Origin of the sequence: Cetobacterium sp. ZOR0034 (assembly GCF_000799075.1) — a bacterium.
Lineage (GTDB): Bacteria > Fusobacteriota > Fusobacteriia > Fusobacteriales > Fusobacteriaceae > Cetobacterium_A.
In genome coordinates, this window is record NZ_JTLI01000007.1 from 47,062 (window position 1) to 64,598 (window position 17,537).

Annotated in this window: 14 protein-coding genes; 7 read left to right on the forward strand and 7 right to left on the reverse strand. The window is 30.6% G+C overall.

Features of this window, described 5'->3' with window-relative positions:
• Nucleotides 1–99: 99 nt before the first annotated feature.
• Together L992_RS02420 and L992_RS02425 are read right to left on the reverse strand one after the other, a co-directional pair.
• Nucleotides 100–1,101 (reverse strand): aldose epimerase family protein, encoded by a 1,002-nt coding sequence (locus tag L992_RS02420; protein WP_047394173.1) that lies wholly within the window; start codon nt 1,099–1,101, stop codon nt 100–102.
• Nucleotides 1,098–2,270: an ROK family transcriptional regulator gene (locus L992_RS02425; protein ID WP_047383643.1), complete on the reverse strand. Its 1,173-nt coding sequence runs from the start codon at nt 2,268–2,270 to the stop codon at nt 1,098–1,100. Before L992_RS02425 ends, L992_RS02420 begins: the two co-directional genes overlap by 4 nt.
• 193 nt (nt 2,271–2,463) lie before the next feature.
• Between L992_RS02425 and L992_RS02430 the strand changes: the two genes are divergently transcribed.
• The 5 genes from L992_RS02430 to L992_RS02450 all read left to right on the forward strand — a co-directional run bounded on the left by L992_RS02430 (nt 2,464) and on the right by L992_RS02450 (nt 7,805).
• Entirely contained in the window at nt 2,464–3,651 is a 1,188-nt protein-coding gene (locus L992_RS02430; protein ID WP_047383644.1) for a galactokinase, read from the forward strand.
• A complete protein-coding gene (locus tag L992_RS02435) occupies nt 3,651–5,138 on the forward strand; it encodes a UDP-glucose--hexose-1-phosphate uridylyltransferase (RefSeq protein ID WP_047394175.1) in 1,488 nt (495 codons plus the stop codon). The genes L992_RS02430 and L992_RS02435 overlap by 1 nt, the downstream gene beginning before the upstream one ends.
• Nucleotides 5,139–5,169: 31 nt before the next feature.
• Complete coding sequence (locus L992_RS02440) at nt 5,170–5,445, forward strand: GIY-YIG nuclease family protein (RefSeq protein WP_047383647.1); 276 nt, start codon at nt 5,170–5,172, stop codon at nt 5,443–5,445.
• Nucleotides 5,446–5,462: 17 nt separating this feature from the next.
• The gene (locus L992_RS02445; protein ID WP_047383648.1) at nt 5,463–6,251 is read left to right on the forward strand and encodes a TSUP family transporter; all 789 of its coding nucleotides are present in this window, start codon (nt 5,463–5,465) and stop codon (nt 6,249–6,251) included.
• Between the two features lie 288 nt (nt 6,252–6,539).
• On the forward strand, nt 6,540–7,805 hold the full coding sequence (locus L992_RS02450; RefSeq protein WP_156110628.1) for a helix-turn-helix domain-containing protein: 1,266 nt from the start codon (nt 6,540–6,542) through the stop codon (nt 7,803–7,805).
• A gap of 33 nt (nt 7,806–7,838) precedes the next feature.
• Here L992_RS02450 and L992_RS02455 read toward each other — a convergent pair whose 3' ends face one another.
• From L992_RS02455 to malX, 3 genes are read right to left on the reverse strand one after another with little or no spacing between them, the layout of a single operon-like run.
• On the reverse strand, nt 7,839–9,110 hold the full coding sequence (locus L992_RS02455; protein ID WP_047394180.1) for a helix-turn-helix domain-containing protein: 1,272 nt from the start codon (nt 9,108–9,110) through the stop codon (nt 7,839–7,841).
• Nucleotides 9,111–9,135: 25 nt separating this feature from the next.
• Nucleotides 9,136–10,293 (reverse strand): MalY/PatB family protein, encoded by a 1,158-nt coding sequence (locus tag L992_RS02460; RefSeq protein WP_047394182.1) that lies wholly within the window; start codon nt 10,291–10,293, stop codon nt 9,136–9,138.
• A gap of 50 nt (nt 10,294–10,343) precedes the next feature.
• Nucleotides 10,344–11,882 carry a maltose/glucose-specific PTS transporter subunit IIBC gene (gene malX, locus L992_RS02465; RefSeq protein WP_047383653.1) on the reverse strand — a complete coding sequence of 513 codons (1,539 nt, stop codon included), beginning with the start codon at nt 11,880–11,882 and terminating at the stop codon, nt 10,344–10,346.
• Between the two features lie 224 nt (nt 11,883–12,106).
• On the opposite strand from malX, the gene L992_RS02470 reads away from it, so the two are divergent.
• On the forward strand, nt 12,107–13,537 hold the full coding sequence (locus L992_RS02470; RefSeq protein WP_047383654.1) for an amino acid permease: 1,431 nt from the start codon (nt 12,107–12,109) through the stop codon (nt 13,535–13,537).
• A 60-nt stretch (nt 13,538–13,597) separates the two neighbouring features.
• Here the strand turns inward: L992_RS02470 and L992_RS02475 are convergent, their stop codons facing one another.
• The gene (locus L992_RS02475; RefSeq protein WP_052193881.1) at nt 13,598–15,202 is read right to left on the reverse strand and encodes an AAA family ATPase; all 1,605 of its coding nucleotides are present in this window, start codon (nt 15,200–15,202) and stop codon (nt 13,598–13,600) included.
• Nucleotides 15,203–15,234: 32 nt separating this feature from the next.
• A complete protein-coding gene (locus L992_RS02480) occupies nt 15,235–16,578 on the reverse strand; it encodes an MATE family efflux transporter (protein ID WP_047394186.1) in 1,344 nt (447 codons plus the stop codon).
• Between the two features lie 316 nt (nt 16,579–16,894).
• Here L992_RS02480 and L992_RS02485 point away from each other — a divergent pair, with 316 nt between their 5' ends.
• Complete coding sequence (locus tag L992_RS02485) at nt 16,895–17,524, forward strand: PBECR4 domain-containing protein (protein WP_047394188.1); 630 nt, start codon at nt 16,895–16,897, stop codon at nt 17,522–17,524.
• The last annotated feature ends 13 nt before the right edge of the window (nt 17,525–17,537 follow it).

Genomic DNA, 17,537 nt, shown 5'->3' on the forward strand with positions numbered 1-17,537 from the left:
CTTGTTTTTTACTAAATCTGAGGTCATTATATAGCAACTTTTTTCAAAAATCAAGTTTTTTTGTTTGTTTTTAACACTTTTTTTACTTTTTATTAACAATTAGTTAAAAATAAAAATTGTTTCTGCTCTGTATACTAAATTTTTATTATATATCTTCACTCTTTCAGGTAAAAAATTATTTACATCTGGATAATCCTGCATCTCAAAACATATTCCATTGTGTTTTTTTTCTAGATAGTTACCAGTGTATATTACCGCTACTGGCTCGCTACTTTTTACTTTCATAGATCTTCCTGAGATTTCATCTCGCAACTCTATATCGTATTCAGATTTTTTTGACATTTCGAAAGGATGATCTATACCCCCTCCTACAATTGAGAGTTGTGAACTTTCTCTATTTAAAACATCCTCTAACTTTTCAAAAACATTAAATTTTAAAAAATCAGAAATATCTTCTAATTTTAAAGGCAGTGTCGTTTCGTCAACAACTCCATATGCCGAAGCATTGACTTTTAAATCACTACTTTTTATATCTCTTTTATTATCTCCACTCAAATTGAAATAACTGTGATTTGTTAAATTTAAATATGTATCTCTATCGCTTTCACCTATATAATCTATTTTTAAAATATTTTTTTCTAAAGTATACTGAACTGTAAAATCCACTTCTCCTGGGAATCCAGATTCTAAGTGTGAACTTTTATAAAATAAAGTTAAAATACCTTTCTCTCCAACAACTTCACCTTTCGCTTTCCACACTCTTGTATTCAATCCCTCTGGTCCACCATGTAGATTGTTTCCACTATTATTTTTTTCTAAATTATATATGCTATCTCCTATTTTTAAAACTCCATCTTTTATTCTTCCAGCAACTCTTCCAGTAATAGCTCCAAGATAACACTCATCCTCTTCATACTCTTTTAAAGTTTCATACCCTAATACAACATTTTCAAATCCTCCATTTTTATCGGCTGTTTTTAAAGATTTTATAACCCCCCCATAAGATATAATCTCTAACTCTACAAACTCATTTTTAAATTTAAAAATAGAAACCTCTTCACCACTTTTCGTTTTTCCAAACTCTGAAACCTTCATTCTCATAAACTATCCCTCCATATATTTTTTCTAAATAGATTGTGTCTAACTACCGATATAGGATTATAAGTATGCATCTCATTTAACATATCTGAAACTATCAAATCATACTTTTGTTCTTCTAAAGTTACTTTCTGTAACTCCAATTTCAAAGTACTTAAAAGAAGATTCTCTTTAAATATCTCTCCTATCAAAACTATTTTTTCAGGATTTATAAGAGAGATTATCATATCAATACTGTGAGCAATTGTAACCATTGCCTCTGTACTTACCTTAGTGCTTAAAAAATCTCTTTTTTTAACTGCTTCGATAACATCTAAAATATTTATAGAACCATTTTTTTTCAATCTTTCTTTCAGAGAACTGTAGTTATTCAGTTTTATCATTGAAACCAATCTATTTATTATAGCTGCATTTGATGCTTCAGCTTCTAAACAACCTCTTTTTCCACACGAACATTTTCTTAAGCTACTTCTATCCATAACAACATGTCCAATCTCACCGGATATAAAACCATATCCCGACAGTAGATCTCCATTCATAAAAATAGAACTTCCAATCCCTTCTGAAACATTTAAAACAACATAGTTTTCGCTCTCTCTTGCTTTACCGAAATATTTTTCCGTTAAAGCCATCGCTCTTACATCATTTTCTATTAAGACAGGAATTTTAAATCTTTCCTCTATCATTTTTTTTATCTCAATTTTTTTTCTTTTGTAATGAGGTGAAAAAAGAATGACTCCATTTTCTGAATTTATAAGCCCAGTTATAGCCATCGATATCACTTTGATTCCATTTTCATCTTTCAACTCTGTTTCTATTATATCCTCTAAATATGAGGCTAATTCATTGCTTCCCTCTATTTTATAACTATTACTTTTAAAAATTTCACCCTCTATATTTCCAACAGAGGTTATAATTGAGGTTGGTGTCAAAGAGATTCCAAAAATTTTTCCTACCCAATACTTATTCAAAGATAGATCAATCGCTCTTCTTCCCCCTGTCGATTCTCTTTGAGCCACCTCTAAGACTATTCCAGATTGCAATAGAGGTTCTATTGATTTTGTTATCGCTGCAGGTGTTAGCTCCAACTCATCCGCTATTTTTTTTCTAGATATTCTATTTTTATTTTTAATCATCTCCAATATTCTCAACTGAGATTGCGTAAATTGCATATATTCCCTCCCTAATCTATATACTTTATAATACCCCTTCGGATATCTTTTAGTCAATGTATTTAAGAATAACTTTTTTTACTTTTTCAATTAAGTTTGTTCTAAAACAGCATTTTTATCTTTTAAAACATTTTTTTTTGCAGTATACTCAAATCAAAATAACAAAACGAGTTAAAAAAGGGGAGAGATATTTATGGAACTTATCAAAAACTTAGTACACAATTTTAAAAAAGAGTTTAAAAAAGATAGTGATACAACTACAGAGGTTTTCTTTGCTCCAGGAAGAGTTAATCTAATCGGAGAACATATAGATTATAACGGTGGAAAAGTTTTTCCTTGTGCTTTAGACTTTGGAACATATGCTGTTTTAACAAAAAGAGAGGACAAAACATTTAGAATGTACTCTGAAAACTTTAAAGATTTAGGAATAATAGAGTTCTCTTTAGACTCTTTAATATATGATAAAAAAGATGATTGGGCAAACTATCCAAAAGGAGTTGTAAAAACTTTCTTAGATGCTGGCTTCAAAATAGATTCTGGTTTTGATGTTTTATTCTACGGAAATATTCCAAATGGTGCTGGACTTTCATCATCAGCTTCTATTGAAGTTTTAACATCAGTTATCATAAAAAATCTTTTCAATTTAGATGTTGATATGGTAGAGATGGTGAAACTATGTCAAAAAACTGAGAACGAGTTTATTGGAGTAAACTGTGGAATTATGGATCAATTCTCTATTGGAATGGGTAAAAAGGATCACGCTATTCTTTTAGATTGCAACACTTTAGAGTACTCTTACGCTCCGTTTATTTTAAACGATATCTCTATCGTAATTGCAAATACCAACAAAAGAAGAGGACTTGGAGAATCTAAATACAACGAGAGAAGAGCTTCTTGTGAAAGTGCTTTAAAAGATTTAAAAGCAGCTGGTGTAGCGATTAACTCACTTTGTGATATGGATATGCAACTTTTTGAAAGTGTTAAACACCATATAAAATCAGAGGAAGCTATTCCTAGAGTGAGACACGCTGTAAGCGAAAATGTTAGAGTTTTAAATGCAATGGAAGCTTTAAAAGTTGGAGATATAAATAGATTTGGACAACTTATGATTGGATCTCACAACTCACTTAGAGATGACTATGAGGTTACTGGATTTGAATTAGATAGTTTAGTTGAAGCGGCTCTTGAAGAAAAAGGAACTATCGGTTCTAGAATGACTGGAGCTGGATTTGGAGGATGTACTGTTTCTCTTGTTAAAAATGATTCTTTAGAAGAGTTTATAGCTCATGTTGGAAAGAAATATTTTGAAAAAACTGGATTAGAGGCTGCATTCTATATTGGTAACCCTGGAGATGGGGCTAGAAAGTTAGGTGATTTCTAATGATATTCTCACTTATAAATGAACTTTTAAACTACGGTCTAGAGAAAGAGCTTATCGACAAGGATGAGCTTATCTACTCTAGAAACCTTATTTTAGACAGTTTAAATCTAGATGATTGGAAAGATGATGCTCCAAAAGTTGGTAGAGATATTGAAGCTATACTTTTAGATATTTGTGGATGGGCTATAGAAAATGACTTAATAAACAATTCACCTGCTGAGATGGAACTTTTAGATACAAAAATTATGAACTGTATCCTTCCAAGACCAAAAACTGTTATAGAAAAATTTAAAACTGATTATGCTATATCTCCAGAAATCGCAACTTTAAATTACTATAACTTCTCTAAGGCCACAAACTATATAAGAGATGCTAGAATCAAAAGAAATCTTCACTGGTTCTCTAAAACACCTTATGGAGATTTAGAGATTACGATAAATCTAGCTAAGCCAGAAAAAGACCCAAAGGATATTGAAAGAGAGAAAAACATGCCAAAGTCTTCATATCCTAGTTGCTTACTTTGCTTAGATAACGTTGGATATGCAGGAAGATTAAATCATCCAGCTAGAAGCACACATAGAGTTATTCCGATGACTTTAAAATCTGAGAACTGGTATTTCCAATTCTCACCATATGTTTACTACAATGAGCACTCAATAGTTTTCTGTGAAGAGCACAGACCTATGAAGATGAGCAAAGACACTTTCGATCGTCTTTTAGAATTTGTAGAACAGTTCCCACACTACTGTATTGGATCAAATGCTGATCTACCTATAGTTGGTGGATCGATTCTATCACACGATCACTATCAAGCTGGAAAGCATATCTTCCCTATGGAGAAAGCTGAAATTGAAAATAGATTTGATTTAAAAGATTTCCCAGAAATCGAATGTGGAACTGTTAAATGGCCTATGTCTGTTGTAAGACTTACAGGTTCTGATAAAGAGAGCTTATCAAATGCTGCTCTGCACATATTTAACTCTTGGAAAAATTACAGTGATGAAAGTGTACAACTACATTCACACTCTGGTGATACACCACACAACACTGTTACTCCTATCGCTAGAAGAGTCGGAGAAAAGTTCCAAATCGATTTAGCTCTTAGAAACAATAGAACATCTGATGAACACCCTATGGGAATTTTCCACCCTCACTCTGAGGTTCACAATATAAAGAAAGAAAATATTGGTCTTATTGAGGTTATGGGACTGGCGATTCTACCTGGAAGACTTCAAGAGGAGATGTCTCTTCTTGAAAAGGCTCTAAAGAAACCTAATTGGAAGGAGAATCTAAAAAATGATTCTGTACTTGAAAAACATTTCGATTGGATAAATGAAATCTCTTCTAGAAGAGAAAAAACTATTGATGGCGAGGTTTTAAAAGAGGAGATTGGAAAAACATTCTCAACAGTTTTAGAGCACGCTGGAGTATTCAAAAGAGATACTCTTGGAAAAGAGGCTTTCCAAAAATTCATGAATACTCTATAATTAAAGTAAAACTTTATTGTGGGAGAATTACATGGAAAAAAAGTGGTATATTTATATTCTAAGATGTGAAAACAACTCTTTATACACAGGAATTACTACAGATGTCGAAAGACGATTTAAACAGCACCAAAGTGGAAAGGGTGCAAAATATACAAAAGTTAATAAACCTATTAAAATTTCTGCAATCTTCGAGAGAGAAAATAGATCTGAAGCAACTAGAGAAGAGATTCGAATAAAAGCTTTAACTAAAGCTCAAAAAGAGCTATTGTGCAAAAACTATCTAGATGATATACTAAGAAATAAATAATTTATTCGGGGGATTCTATGTTAGAACTATTTTTTTCAGAGATTTCAATTGTTAACTTTATGTTTTTAGCATCAGCTTGCTTTTGTGCTGCTTTTGTCGATGCTATCGCTGGAGGTGGAGGCCTTATAAGTTTACCAGCCTTTTTGGCTGCTGGACTAGATCCACACATGGCACTTGGAACAAATAAATTAGCAGCTTTCTTTTCAAGTAGTGGAAGTGCTTTAAAATTTGCTCGATCAGGTAAGATTAATTGGAATCTAATTAAATACCTTATTCCATTCTCATTTATAGGAGCAATCTTAGGAGTAAAATCAGTTATGCTAATAGATTCAAAATATCTTTACCCTATCGCTTTTGGACTTTTACTTGCTGTATTAATTTATACTTTAAAAAATAAAAAACTTGGAACCTGTGATAATTTCACTGGGCTTACTTCATCTAATATAAAGCTAGGAATTTTGCTTGCTTTTTCTCTTGGGTTTTACGATGGATTCTTTGGTCCAGGAACAGGTTCATTCATTATATTTGGACTTATTAGAATATTTAAATTTGATTTTATTAGAAGTAGTGGAAATTCAAAGTTCTTAAACTTGGCTAGTAACGTTGCTAGTGTAATAACTTTTATATACTACGGAAAAATAGCTTATATGTACGCTTTAGCGGTTGGAGCGGTTATGCTATTTGGGGCTAGCACAGGAGCTAAAGTTGCCGTAACAAAGGGGACTGGATTTATACGTCCTGTCTTTCTTATAATAACTACAGTTGTCACGGCAAAGATGGCTATCACATTCTTACAAAATTTATAACAAAAAGCAGGAAAAATTTCCTGCTTTTACTTTTTTATGTTTGACTTTTGATTTTTTAATAATTATAATAACAATAAAAAACACATCTTACTTCTGTGTTTTCGAGGGGGGCAAAATATGTCTTTAGAATTCAATACTAAACACCTAAGAGTTTTAAACCTCTTACAATTCACTAGGGGAGAAAATCTGGATTTTATTGAATCCATATTAGAAATTTCTAGACCTAATTTAAATAATTATTTAAAAGAAATTCATACCCTTATTTCAAATAAGGAAAAAACCGGAAAAATGGATATTATAATAAAAGATATCATTAAAAAAAAGGAAATAATTAATTCTTTTAAAGAGAATCATACAGTTTCAAAAGAAGATCGAATCTTTTTTTTAATTCTAAAACTTTTAATTGATAGCACTTTAAATTTAGATTCTCTATCAGATCTTTTAAAAATTTCCCGTAGAACCTTAAATGCTGATTTAGTAAATATGAGAAAAGATTTAAGCATCTTCGATTTAAAAATAGAAAGTCATGCTGAAAGAGGAATTTTTTTAGAAGGAGAAAAAATTAATAAAAAACGTGCCCTTTGCTGTTATATATACAAATATTTCGTTGAAGAGGAATTTCTTCCAAAAATTTTTAAAGATAACTTTTCATCTATAAAACTCGACCCAGAAATTGGAGAACAACTGATGAACGATATCGAAAAAATTATGTGTAACTCTAACTTTGATATGTTCTTTTACAATAGAGTACTTCTTCTTTCATTTTATATTAGTTTTAAATATGTACAATATGAAGATATCATAGAGGAGTATCCTCACAACACTTTAGAATTTACATTAAAAGATAAATTTTGCTTTAAAACATATTTTAGTAAAGCTTTTTCAGATGACGAATTATCCGAGTTTTATAACTATCTACATAACTCCCTTTTTAAACATGTCTCATTTGATGATATTAGCTCTTTTTTAAATATTTTAAAAATATGTCGAGGTAACTTTCCAGAAGAAAAAATATATCTGGAGAATCATACTTTAAAATGGAGAAAAATCATTAAAAATGCATTAGATAGAAATCTTACTATTCACCAAGAAGAGGCTCTTAGAAATCATATTATAAGATTAGGGTTTTCAAGTAAACAAAAACATTATCTGACGGTTTATGAACTACATTTTTTAAAATTAAATATGGATTTTCATACTTCAAAAAGTTGTATCGCACTCTATAAAGAATTTAAAAAATATTACTGGAATGTATCTTTTATGGATGTGATGATTATATATTTCATTTTAAATGCACCAAAAAAAACTGAAAATAAAAAAATTACTATTTTTTATGAAACAATACCCAAATACATTTTAGAAACTATGAAAGAACAACTTGAATACAAATACAATATTACCATTCTTGATTTTGTAAATATACATTTTTTTGAGGAGTATAAAAAAAATAATGATGTTAAAATTATTGGTGTTTTTGCAGATTTAAAACTATTTAATAAATTAAAAGACTCTGATGAAACATTAGAAATCATCCATTTAGATTTAAAAATATAATAGATAGGAGTCTAATGGGAAGACTCCTATCTATTATATTTTATCTATCTTAATTAAATTTCCATAAGAATCGAGTAGCTCCTTCACTATATCCTCTCGATTTATACTAAAACTATTCCTTTCTATGATATCTAACAAATGACTTAATTTTATTTTTTTCTGACTTTCTTTCCCTATCTCTTTCTCAATTTCACTTGAAATATAATATATCTCAAACTCTGTTAACTTTTCAGGTAAAAAATCCTCTTCGGTAGAATAAATAAAAACCATTTCATAAAACTTGCCTTTTTCTCCTATTTTTCCTATACTAAAGTTATTTCTAAGTCTATATATAGCTGGTATCAAATACCCCATCAATTTTATTTTCAACTCTTCTGAGAACTCAAAACTCTCGATAGATGAAGATAACTCCTCTATACATTTCATCTCTAATCCCTCAAGATATTTTTCAACACTGCTTTTCAACTCTGAGATATTATCCTTGACACCACCACTAATAAAATACTCTGTCAAATGAACAAGCTCATAGCTGAATCTCTTTGGAATAACATCTTTAAGAATTCCCTCTATGATAGAGTAGTGTTCGGTGTTTATCAAAAATTTATAATTCGCTTTTCTATCTATTATAAATCCTTCCTCAATTCTTTCTAAAGTTACATATAAAAATATATTCATTAAATTTATAAATTTTATATCAAACGTCAAAGAAAATATCTCCTCTATTTTTAAAACTATTTTTTTGAGACTATCCAATCTCACTATATCCATCTCAGAAAATAGATATTTTTTATCTAGCCAAGTTATGTCTTTTTCAATGTATTCAGTATACTTTAAAGCTTTTAAATGTCTAAGTTTTTTTTCATTTCCAACAATTCGAAATCTATTTTTTTCAGCTTCTAATCTTAATCCAAATTTTTCTAATTTGAAATTAACCATCTCTATATCTTTTTTCAATGTAGCTCTTGTTATTTCCAATCTTTTTTCTATATTTGTTAAATTTATATCTTTCAAAAATAAGAATGCGACTACTATATATTCAACTCTTTCAAAACTATCTAGAACATAGTAATTTTCATATACAGTTGAAAAAAAGTTATCAATCTCTCTCTCATCTAAAGAGATTAATAACCTTTCTTTATCTTTTTCTATAACTTTATCTAAAATTTTCTTTAGATAAAAATTCAAATTTTGAAGCATATATCTTAAATTTCTTTCGCTTGTGTCTAACTTAGATAAAATCTCTCCAAATGTTTTGCCATCTATAACTAGCTTTAATATTTCTAACTCTTTTCTTTTTAGACTCATCATCATCACCTAAAATTATTATACTCTACTTTTTAAGTTTTTCAATAGCTCTTTTAATGCCGTTTACTCCAACTTTTACTTTCGATAGTGGACATCCTACATTTAGACGTATCCTATTACTATCACCATATGCTTCTCCAGACATAATTGCAACTTTTCCAGTTTCTATAAGAGCCTTTTTAAATTCATTCATATCTATGCCACATTTTTTCAAATCGATCCACATCAAATATGTCCCCTCGGGAACAGCAACATCTATACCATAATATCCATCCAATTCATTTACAACGTATTCACAGTTTTTTGTTAGATATTCATTTAATTCATCCACCCAGTATTCACAACTATTATACGCAACCATCGTTGAAAGTACACCAAATATTGTTGGTGACGATACTGAATCTACCTCTTTTAAATGAGTTATAAAGTTATCTCTCAACTCTCTTTGTGGAATCAAGGCATATGATCCACCTAAAGCTGGTGTATTAAATGTTTTCGAGGCAGAACTTACAACAATACAGTTTTCTGAATCTATTTTCAGAACTGGAGTTACCTCTTTCCTAGCTATATCCATATGAATATCATCTGAAATTAATATTACAGAATACTTTTTGCAAAGCTCTATAAGTTTTTTTAACTCTTCATAAGCCCAAACTTTTCCAATTGGATTTTCAGGATTACAAAGTAAAAATAACTTTACCCCCTTTTTAAACCCTTCCTCTATTTTCAGAAAGTCAGTTTCATAGATACCTTTTTGAGTCTCTTTTAATTCTATTTCAAAAAGCTCATAAGGTTTCAAAATCTTGGTAAATCCATCATACTTAGGTGTATGAGTCATTACTTTCCCACCTTTTCCTACAAGTTTATCCACCAAAATAGAGATTGTATATATCACACTCGGAGCATACACAACCCACTCTGATTCTATAGATGTTTTGTATCTTCTATTGTACCATCCTTTTATAGCTCCCTTATAGTCTTCGTGATTCCAACGAGAATATCCAAAAATACCATGCTTTGTTCTTTCTAATATAACATTTAAAATTTCATCTGGACATCTGAAATCTGTATCAGATATTGAAAACGGAGTTAAATCTTTTGTTCCTTCTCCAAATCTATCCTCTATATAATCCCACTGCGTACAGTAGGTTCCTTTTCTATCTATAATTTCATCAAATCTCATAATATCCTCCTTCTTACAAAGAAAGAGAGAGATTACTCCCTCTCCTAATCTTACATTAATTTTTGCAGTTGCTTTTTCAGCACTTGCACCTTTGGTCCAATTATAACTTGAACATTTGTATCACTAAGTTTTACAACATTTACTGCTCCTGCATTTTTAACAGCTTCTACATCTATTAAATTTGCATCTTTAACTACTAATCTAAGTCTAGTTATGCAGTTATCTAAATTTACTATATTATCCTTTCCACCTAAAGCCTCTAACATAATTTTTGCCGTATATCCAGCTATATCTCCGCTTTCAACAGCTTCCTGAGCTCCTTCTGAGTTATCTCTTCCTGGAGTAGGAATATCATACTTTTCAATATACCACTTAAATACAAAGTAGTAAATAAGGAACCAAACTATTCCCACAGGAATAACTAAGTACCATTTTGTCCATAGGCCTTGGAACACTCCAAACACTAAGAAATCAATTATATTTCCATCTGTATTTCCAATAACTACTTTTAATAATCCCATAACCATAAATCCAAGTCCTGTCATAATAGCATGGAACACATAAAGAACTGGTGCTATAAACAGGAATATAAATTCGATTGGCTCCGTTATTCCTCCAACTGCTGATGCAACAACCGCTGATAAAAGAAGACCTTTTATTTTATTTCTATTTTTTAAATACGCCGATTTATATATTGCTAATGCTGCTCCTGCTAAACCAAACATGAATGTTGGCATTTTCCCCTGAGATAAGAACTTTGTTACGTCTGGTGATACAAACTCTGGTCCTGCTGCAAACTGATTGTAGAATATATTTAAAGCTCCGTGAATTGTTTCTCCAGCCGCTGTAACATAAGTTCCCCCAGCTTCAGTAAATCTAATTGTTGCTACTAAAATATGGTGTAATCCAAACGGAAGTAACAATCTCTCTCCTGCTCCGAATAAGAATGGTCCAAACGCCCCTGCACCTGCAATAATAGCTCCAACTTTATTTATTCCAGCTGCAAAGAACGGCCATACCATAGGTACAAACAATCCTATAACTGACATTATTAAAACTGTAGCTACAGCTACAAATCTTGTTCCTCCAAAGAATGAAAATGCATCTGGTAACTCTATATTCTGGAATTTTTCATGAATAAAGAATACTATAACTCCACAAATTAAAGCACCTAAAGCTCCTGTATCTATACTTTGAATTCCCATAACCATTCTTGTATCTACAACATCTAGCAACCCTCTTTCACTCAGATAGAAATTTGTTCCAAGTTGCATAGATATATATCCCATAAGTCCTGCGAATGCTGCAATCTCTTTATTTTCTCTTGCCATCCCCAACGGTATTGCAACAGCAAACATCAATGGTAAAAATGAAAATGCTACCAAACTCACTTTTATCATAAAATTAAATATACCTTGTAAAAAACCATTTCCTAAAAATGGAAACATCTCAATTGTAGTTCCACCCGTAAATGCTGCTCCTATTCCTAAAAGTATTCCCATCGCTGCTAATAATGAAACTGGCAACATAAATGTTTTTCCTAAGCTTTGGAAAAATTCCCATGCACTTATTCTATTTTTAGTCGTCATCACACACTCCCCTTATTTTTTTATATACTAAATTGTATATTTAAAATTTATTTTGTTCAATTGTTAATCTTCTTCATATTTTTTTGAAACAAATTTATAGTATATATTTTTTGAAAATCATTTTTCATTTTTTTATATATAAAAAATATTTGATTTATGTACTTTTTTACTGTACAATTGTACATATTAAAGTGAAATATTTAACAAAAAGGAGTACTGTAACAATGGAATCAAAAAAATTAAACTGGCGTATGCTTGCAATGATGGGATTCACAATTGTTTGGGGATTTGGAAACGTTGTTAATAACTACGCAAACCAAGGACTTACAGTTGTTGTATCTTGGATTTTAATCCTTTCTCTTTATTTCTTACCTTATGCACTTATGGTAGGAGAGATGGGATCTGTATTTGAACAAAAAGCTGGAGGAGTTTCAGGTTGGGTTGGCTCAACTTATGGTCCTATGATAGCTTATCTTGCTGGATGGACTTATTGGGTTGTACACATCCCATACTTAGCACAAAAACCACAAAGTGCACTAGTTGCATTAAGTTGGGTTTTCTTCCAAAACGGAGATATTATAAAAACATTTAACCCATTACTTTTACAAAGTATTGTTTTAGGGATATTCATACTATTCCTTTGGTTATCATCTAAAGGAATGAACTCTTTAAAGAAAATCGGAGCCCTTGCTGGAACATCTATGTTCTTTATGGGTATTTTATATATCTTACTAACTGTAGCTGCTCCATCTCTTGTAGATGCAAAGTCTGCAACTGAGGTTTGGACACTATCAACGTTTTTACCTAAGTTTGACTTTACATACTTTACTACTATATCTATGTTAGTATTTGCTGTTGGAGGTTGTGAAAAAATATCTCCATATGTAAAAGATGTTGAGAATCCTAACAAGAATTTCCCTAAAGGGATGTTAGCTCTTGCAGCTATGGTTGGAATGTCTGCACTGCTTGGATCATTCGCTATGGGAATTATGTTCAACAGTAGCAACATACCAGCTGACTTAAAGATGAACGGTCAATACTACGCATTCAAACTTCTTGGTGAATACTATGGAGTTGGAAATGCTCTTATGGTTTTATATGCTGTAGCTAATACTCTATCTCAAATATCAGCACTTATGTTCTCGATTGATGCTCCACTTAAGATATTAATCGGAGAAGGGGATAGAAACTTTATACCAGCTGCTTTCACTAAAGTTAATGAGAATGGTGCACCAATAAATGGTTACAAATTGACAGCTGTATTAGTTGGAATTTTAATAATAATCCCTGCAATCGGTATTGGGGATATGAACAACCTTTATAACTGGTTACTAGATCTGAACTCTATCGTTATGCCTCTTAGATATCTTTGGGTATTCTTAGCATATATAGGACTTAGAGGATTTGTTAGAAACAAAAACTTACACTCTAATTCTGGATTTAAATTTGTTAAAAATGATAAGATCGCAACTGCAATCGGAGTTTGGTGTTTTGCCTTCACATCATTTGCTTGTCTAATGGGAATCTTCCCTAAAAATATTGAGACATTCAGTTCAGAGTGGTTCTTCCAAATTACTCTTAACATTATGACTCCAATAGTTTTAGTTGGACTTGGACTTATCTTCCCTAAGATAGCTAGAAAACATAATAAATAAGATATTAAAAAAGCTTAGAAGCTGGTTTTACTAGCCTCTAAGCTTTTTTACTTTTTTACTTTAATCAACTTGGCTCTCAATAGCGACATCTTTTCCACTAAAAGCCATTCCTATTTTTATGATTTTCAACACTCCGTTGTTTTTCATAGATACATCATATTTTTTTTCATTTATTTGAGCTAAAGCTTCTCTTGCTTTTTCTTCGATGGAATCTTTATCACTCGTTTTAAACTCAAATATAAGTCCATAATTTCTTTTATCTTTTGGCTCTAAAGCGATATCGTATCTCCCATATCCACTCTCTCTATTTGAAGTTATTGTATATTTATCTCCTAATGTTAAAAGAAGTCCTAACATAAAGTGGTGATAGTATTTTTCACTATCTGCACTATCGTGATAACTGATTGCTGATAAATACATCTTTTTGAATTTACTTGTAAAAGAATTTAAATTCCCCAAAAATAGATCTTCCATCATAGTTCCATAAAAATGAACATCACCTTTTGTATAAACTTCTATAAAACTTTGTCTAAAAAAGCTTTTAATCTCTGCGTTAGGTATTTTTAAAGAGTATGATTTAAGCCCGGTTATTGATGAGACTCTAGCTTCTTCATATGTTAAATATCCAGAAAATAACATTAACGACCATATTGTATTTATATTATTTAAATCATCAAAGATTATATTTTCTGAAATTGCTTCCCAAATTGTATCACCTTTAAATATTAGTTCTAACTCTTCAAAAACTTTGCTGTCATTTTTATTTAATAACTCTTTTATTAAACTATTATCGCTTGTGTTTACCCAATATGAGTTCAGTTCATTTTTACTTGCAAAGTTAATTATAGACCAGGGATTGTACACGCAGCTTTTTCCAAACTTATAGCCGTTATACCATTTTTTAACATCCTCTACTTCATACTCTAACTCGTAGTATTTTAACAGCTCTACAACTTCATCTTCAGTCAATCCAAAATGATTAAAATCACTATCTAAAAGACTCGAAACAGTTAGGTTGTTCAATCCTGAAAATATACTTTCTTTTGCTATTCTCAATATTCCTGTAAGCACAGAAAACTCTAGATACGGATTCCCTTTTAATCCTGCACTTAAAAAATTACGGAAGAAAAATATCGCATCATTATAATACCCTTGTGAATAAGCTGTAACTAGAGGTGTATCGTATTCATCTATTAAAATAATAACTTTTTTATCATATTTTTTATAAAGAGCTGCAGATAATGTCAAAAGAGCATTTTCTTGTTCTGCTCTCTCTTCACCTAAACTCAAACCATGTTTAGTTGCTTCACTTTTTAGTAATAATCCAAGTTTATTTAAACAAAGCTCCCAATTATCAACTTTTATATCTTTTAAACTTATATATATAACAGGATACTCTCCAAAATATATCATTTTATCTGTGGCAGTTATTGCCAAATTATTGAATAAAGTTTTATTACTCTCTTTATTTTCTATATCAAAGAAATATTTTAGCATCGACATATTCAAAGTTTTACCAAACCTTCTCGGTCTAGGTAGCAAAGTTACCTTAGATTTCTTTTCCAACAACTCATCTATAAACATAGATTTATCAACTAAATAAAAATCATTTTCTCTCGCTTCTTTAAAATCATCCACTCCTAAAGGTAAATTTTTCTTAATCATTCTCCACCTCACTTTAAGAATTTTTCATTATATTATACCACATTTTTATAAAACTTGTCCCGATAGAACTTTGCAAAAATTGCAGCTTCTACTGTCCACTGAAGTGAGGTAATCCACCAGAAATATGTCACTGGCATCTTTTTTAAATATATAAAGTAGTACATCAACGGTAATCTTATACACCAGTTACAAAACAGAACTATTCTAAACGGCGTCTTCGTATCTCCCATTCCCTTTAGAGCTGCTGATAATACCATATCTATAGCGGTCGGGATTTGTTGAATTGAAGCTATTGTCAAACATGCCGCTCCAAGAGCTATAATTTCAACTTCATCACTTTTAATAAAAATTCGTATGAGATCTTTTGAAAAAATCAAAAATATTATCGAGAAAAATCCCATAACCATAACAGCTAAAAGTAGTGATACATTAGCATATTCACGGGCTTCTTTTAAATCTTTCTTTCCTATACTATATCCAACTAAAGAAACAGCCGAGATAGCGAATCCCCATCCTGGCATAAACGAAACACTCTCTATCGTAACTGTTATTTGGTTTGCTGAAAATGCCAAACTTCCGAGCTTCATCACCATCATTACACTCAAAAGCCTCACTATACTAAAAGCTCCTTCACTAAGAGCGGAAGGAATAGATAGCTCCACTAGCTCTTTTAAATTAGAATAGTCTATCCTACCTTTCAAAGTCAACTTAAAAGGTAACTCTTTTAATTTTGTCAAAATAAATATAAAAGCAAGTATATTTCCAGTTGTAGTTGCTATTGCTGCCCCAGCAATCCCAAGCTCTGGAAAACCAAACTTTCCAAAAATAAGAACATAGTCGAGCGATAAATTAACTATATTAAGTATTGCAGCAGCGTAAAGAGGGATTTTTGTATTTTTGGCTCCTCTAAAAACACCATTTAAAACATTTGTAATCATATTAAACAGCAATCCAATAGAACATATCCTCATATATTTATAGCTCAACTCTAATACTTCACCTTTTGCTCCACCTAAACTCAAAATCTCTTTTGAAAATATAAAAAAGATAGAAAACATAATAAAGGCTATGAAAATACCAATCTTCACTCCAAGATTAGCTACACTCTTAGCTTTATCTTCATCTCCTCCGCCAAGAGCTCTAGCTACTATAGAAGTAATAGATATTGATAATCCCATACCTATCAATATATTTATGAAAGTATACATAATCTCAGAGCTAAATCCTACGGCTGAAACAGCTGTTCCCCCTCCATACTTCCCAACCATAAGAGTATCTAAAACCCAGATAAGCATATAGAGTATCATCTCTCCAACCGCTGGAATAGCTAACTTTATAATCTCTTTAGATCTATTTATAAAAACCTCTTTTTTCATAAACTCACCCCTTTAATCGCGAATTTAATCTATAACTATTCTTATTTACTAAAATATACCATAGTTTCATTCGTTTTACAAAAATTAAAAATTGACTTTTAACATAATAAAGAGTATAATTTATTAAAGTAAAGGTGAACTAGCACCTAAAAAACCTAAAATTTAAATCAGACATAAGGGCTGATACCGTTGGTAGGCAACAGAAAAACCTAAAATTTAAATCAGACATAAGGGCTGATACCGTTGGTAGGCAACAGAAAAACTAGAAGTTAAAGACCACTTTAAAGTGGTCTTTATATTTTCATTAGGAGACTATGTGAATACAAATATTAATAAAAAAGATATTTTAAAGAAACTAAAAGTTGCTTTAAATAACTACGAAACTTTTTTAAAAAATAAAGATTTCATAATTATTTATAAGGATAATTCTAACAATTTCATCTTCAAAAGAATGATTTTTTTAAAGAAAAACTTTTTTCATCTAACAGGGCTAAAGTCACACCTGAAAGCCGAAGTATTTTATAATCATTTAAAAAATGGGACTCTTGGTTTAGCTGACTTTAATTTAAAATCTGATGGTACAACTCGCTTAAAACTTGATGTTTTAGAAAGCTTTCATTTTTTACTTTCTTCTGAGTGCGAAATTGGAGAATACGATTCTAACAATTATAAGAATATTCGATTAATGTCACATACAGTTTTAGGAAAAAAAATAACCTGTTTAGGATTTATTCGTTCAAATACATGTTACTATCCAAATACTTTATTAAAGGAAAATCTTAAACAAATAACCATATCAACCAATAAAGTAATTACAATTTTGAAAAAATCACTAGAAAATAAAGATTACTCAATTAACTTTCTTAATAAAAATTATACTCAAGTAGACTTAGAAATAATTTTAAATTCATCAGAATCTAAAATAACAATTGAAAAAGTGGATTGAAATCTCAATCCAC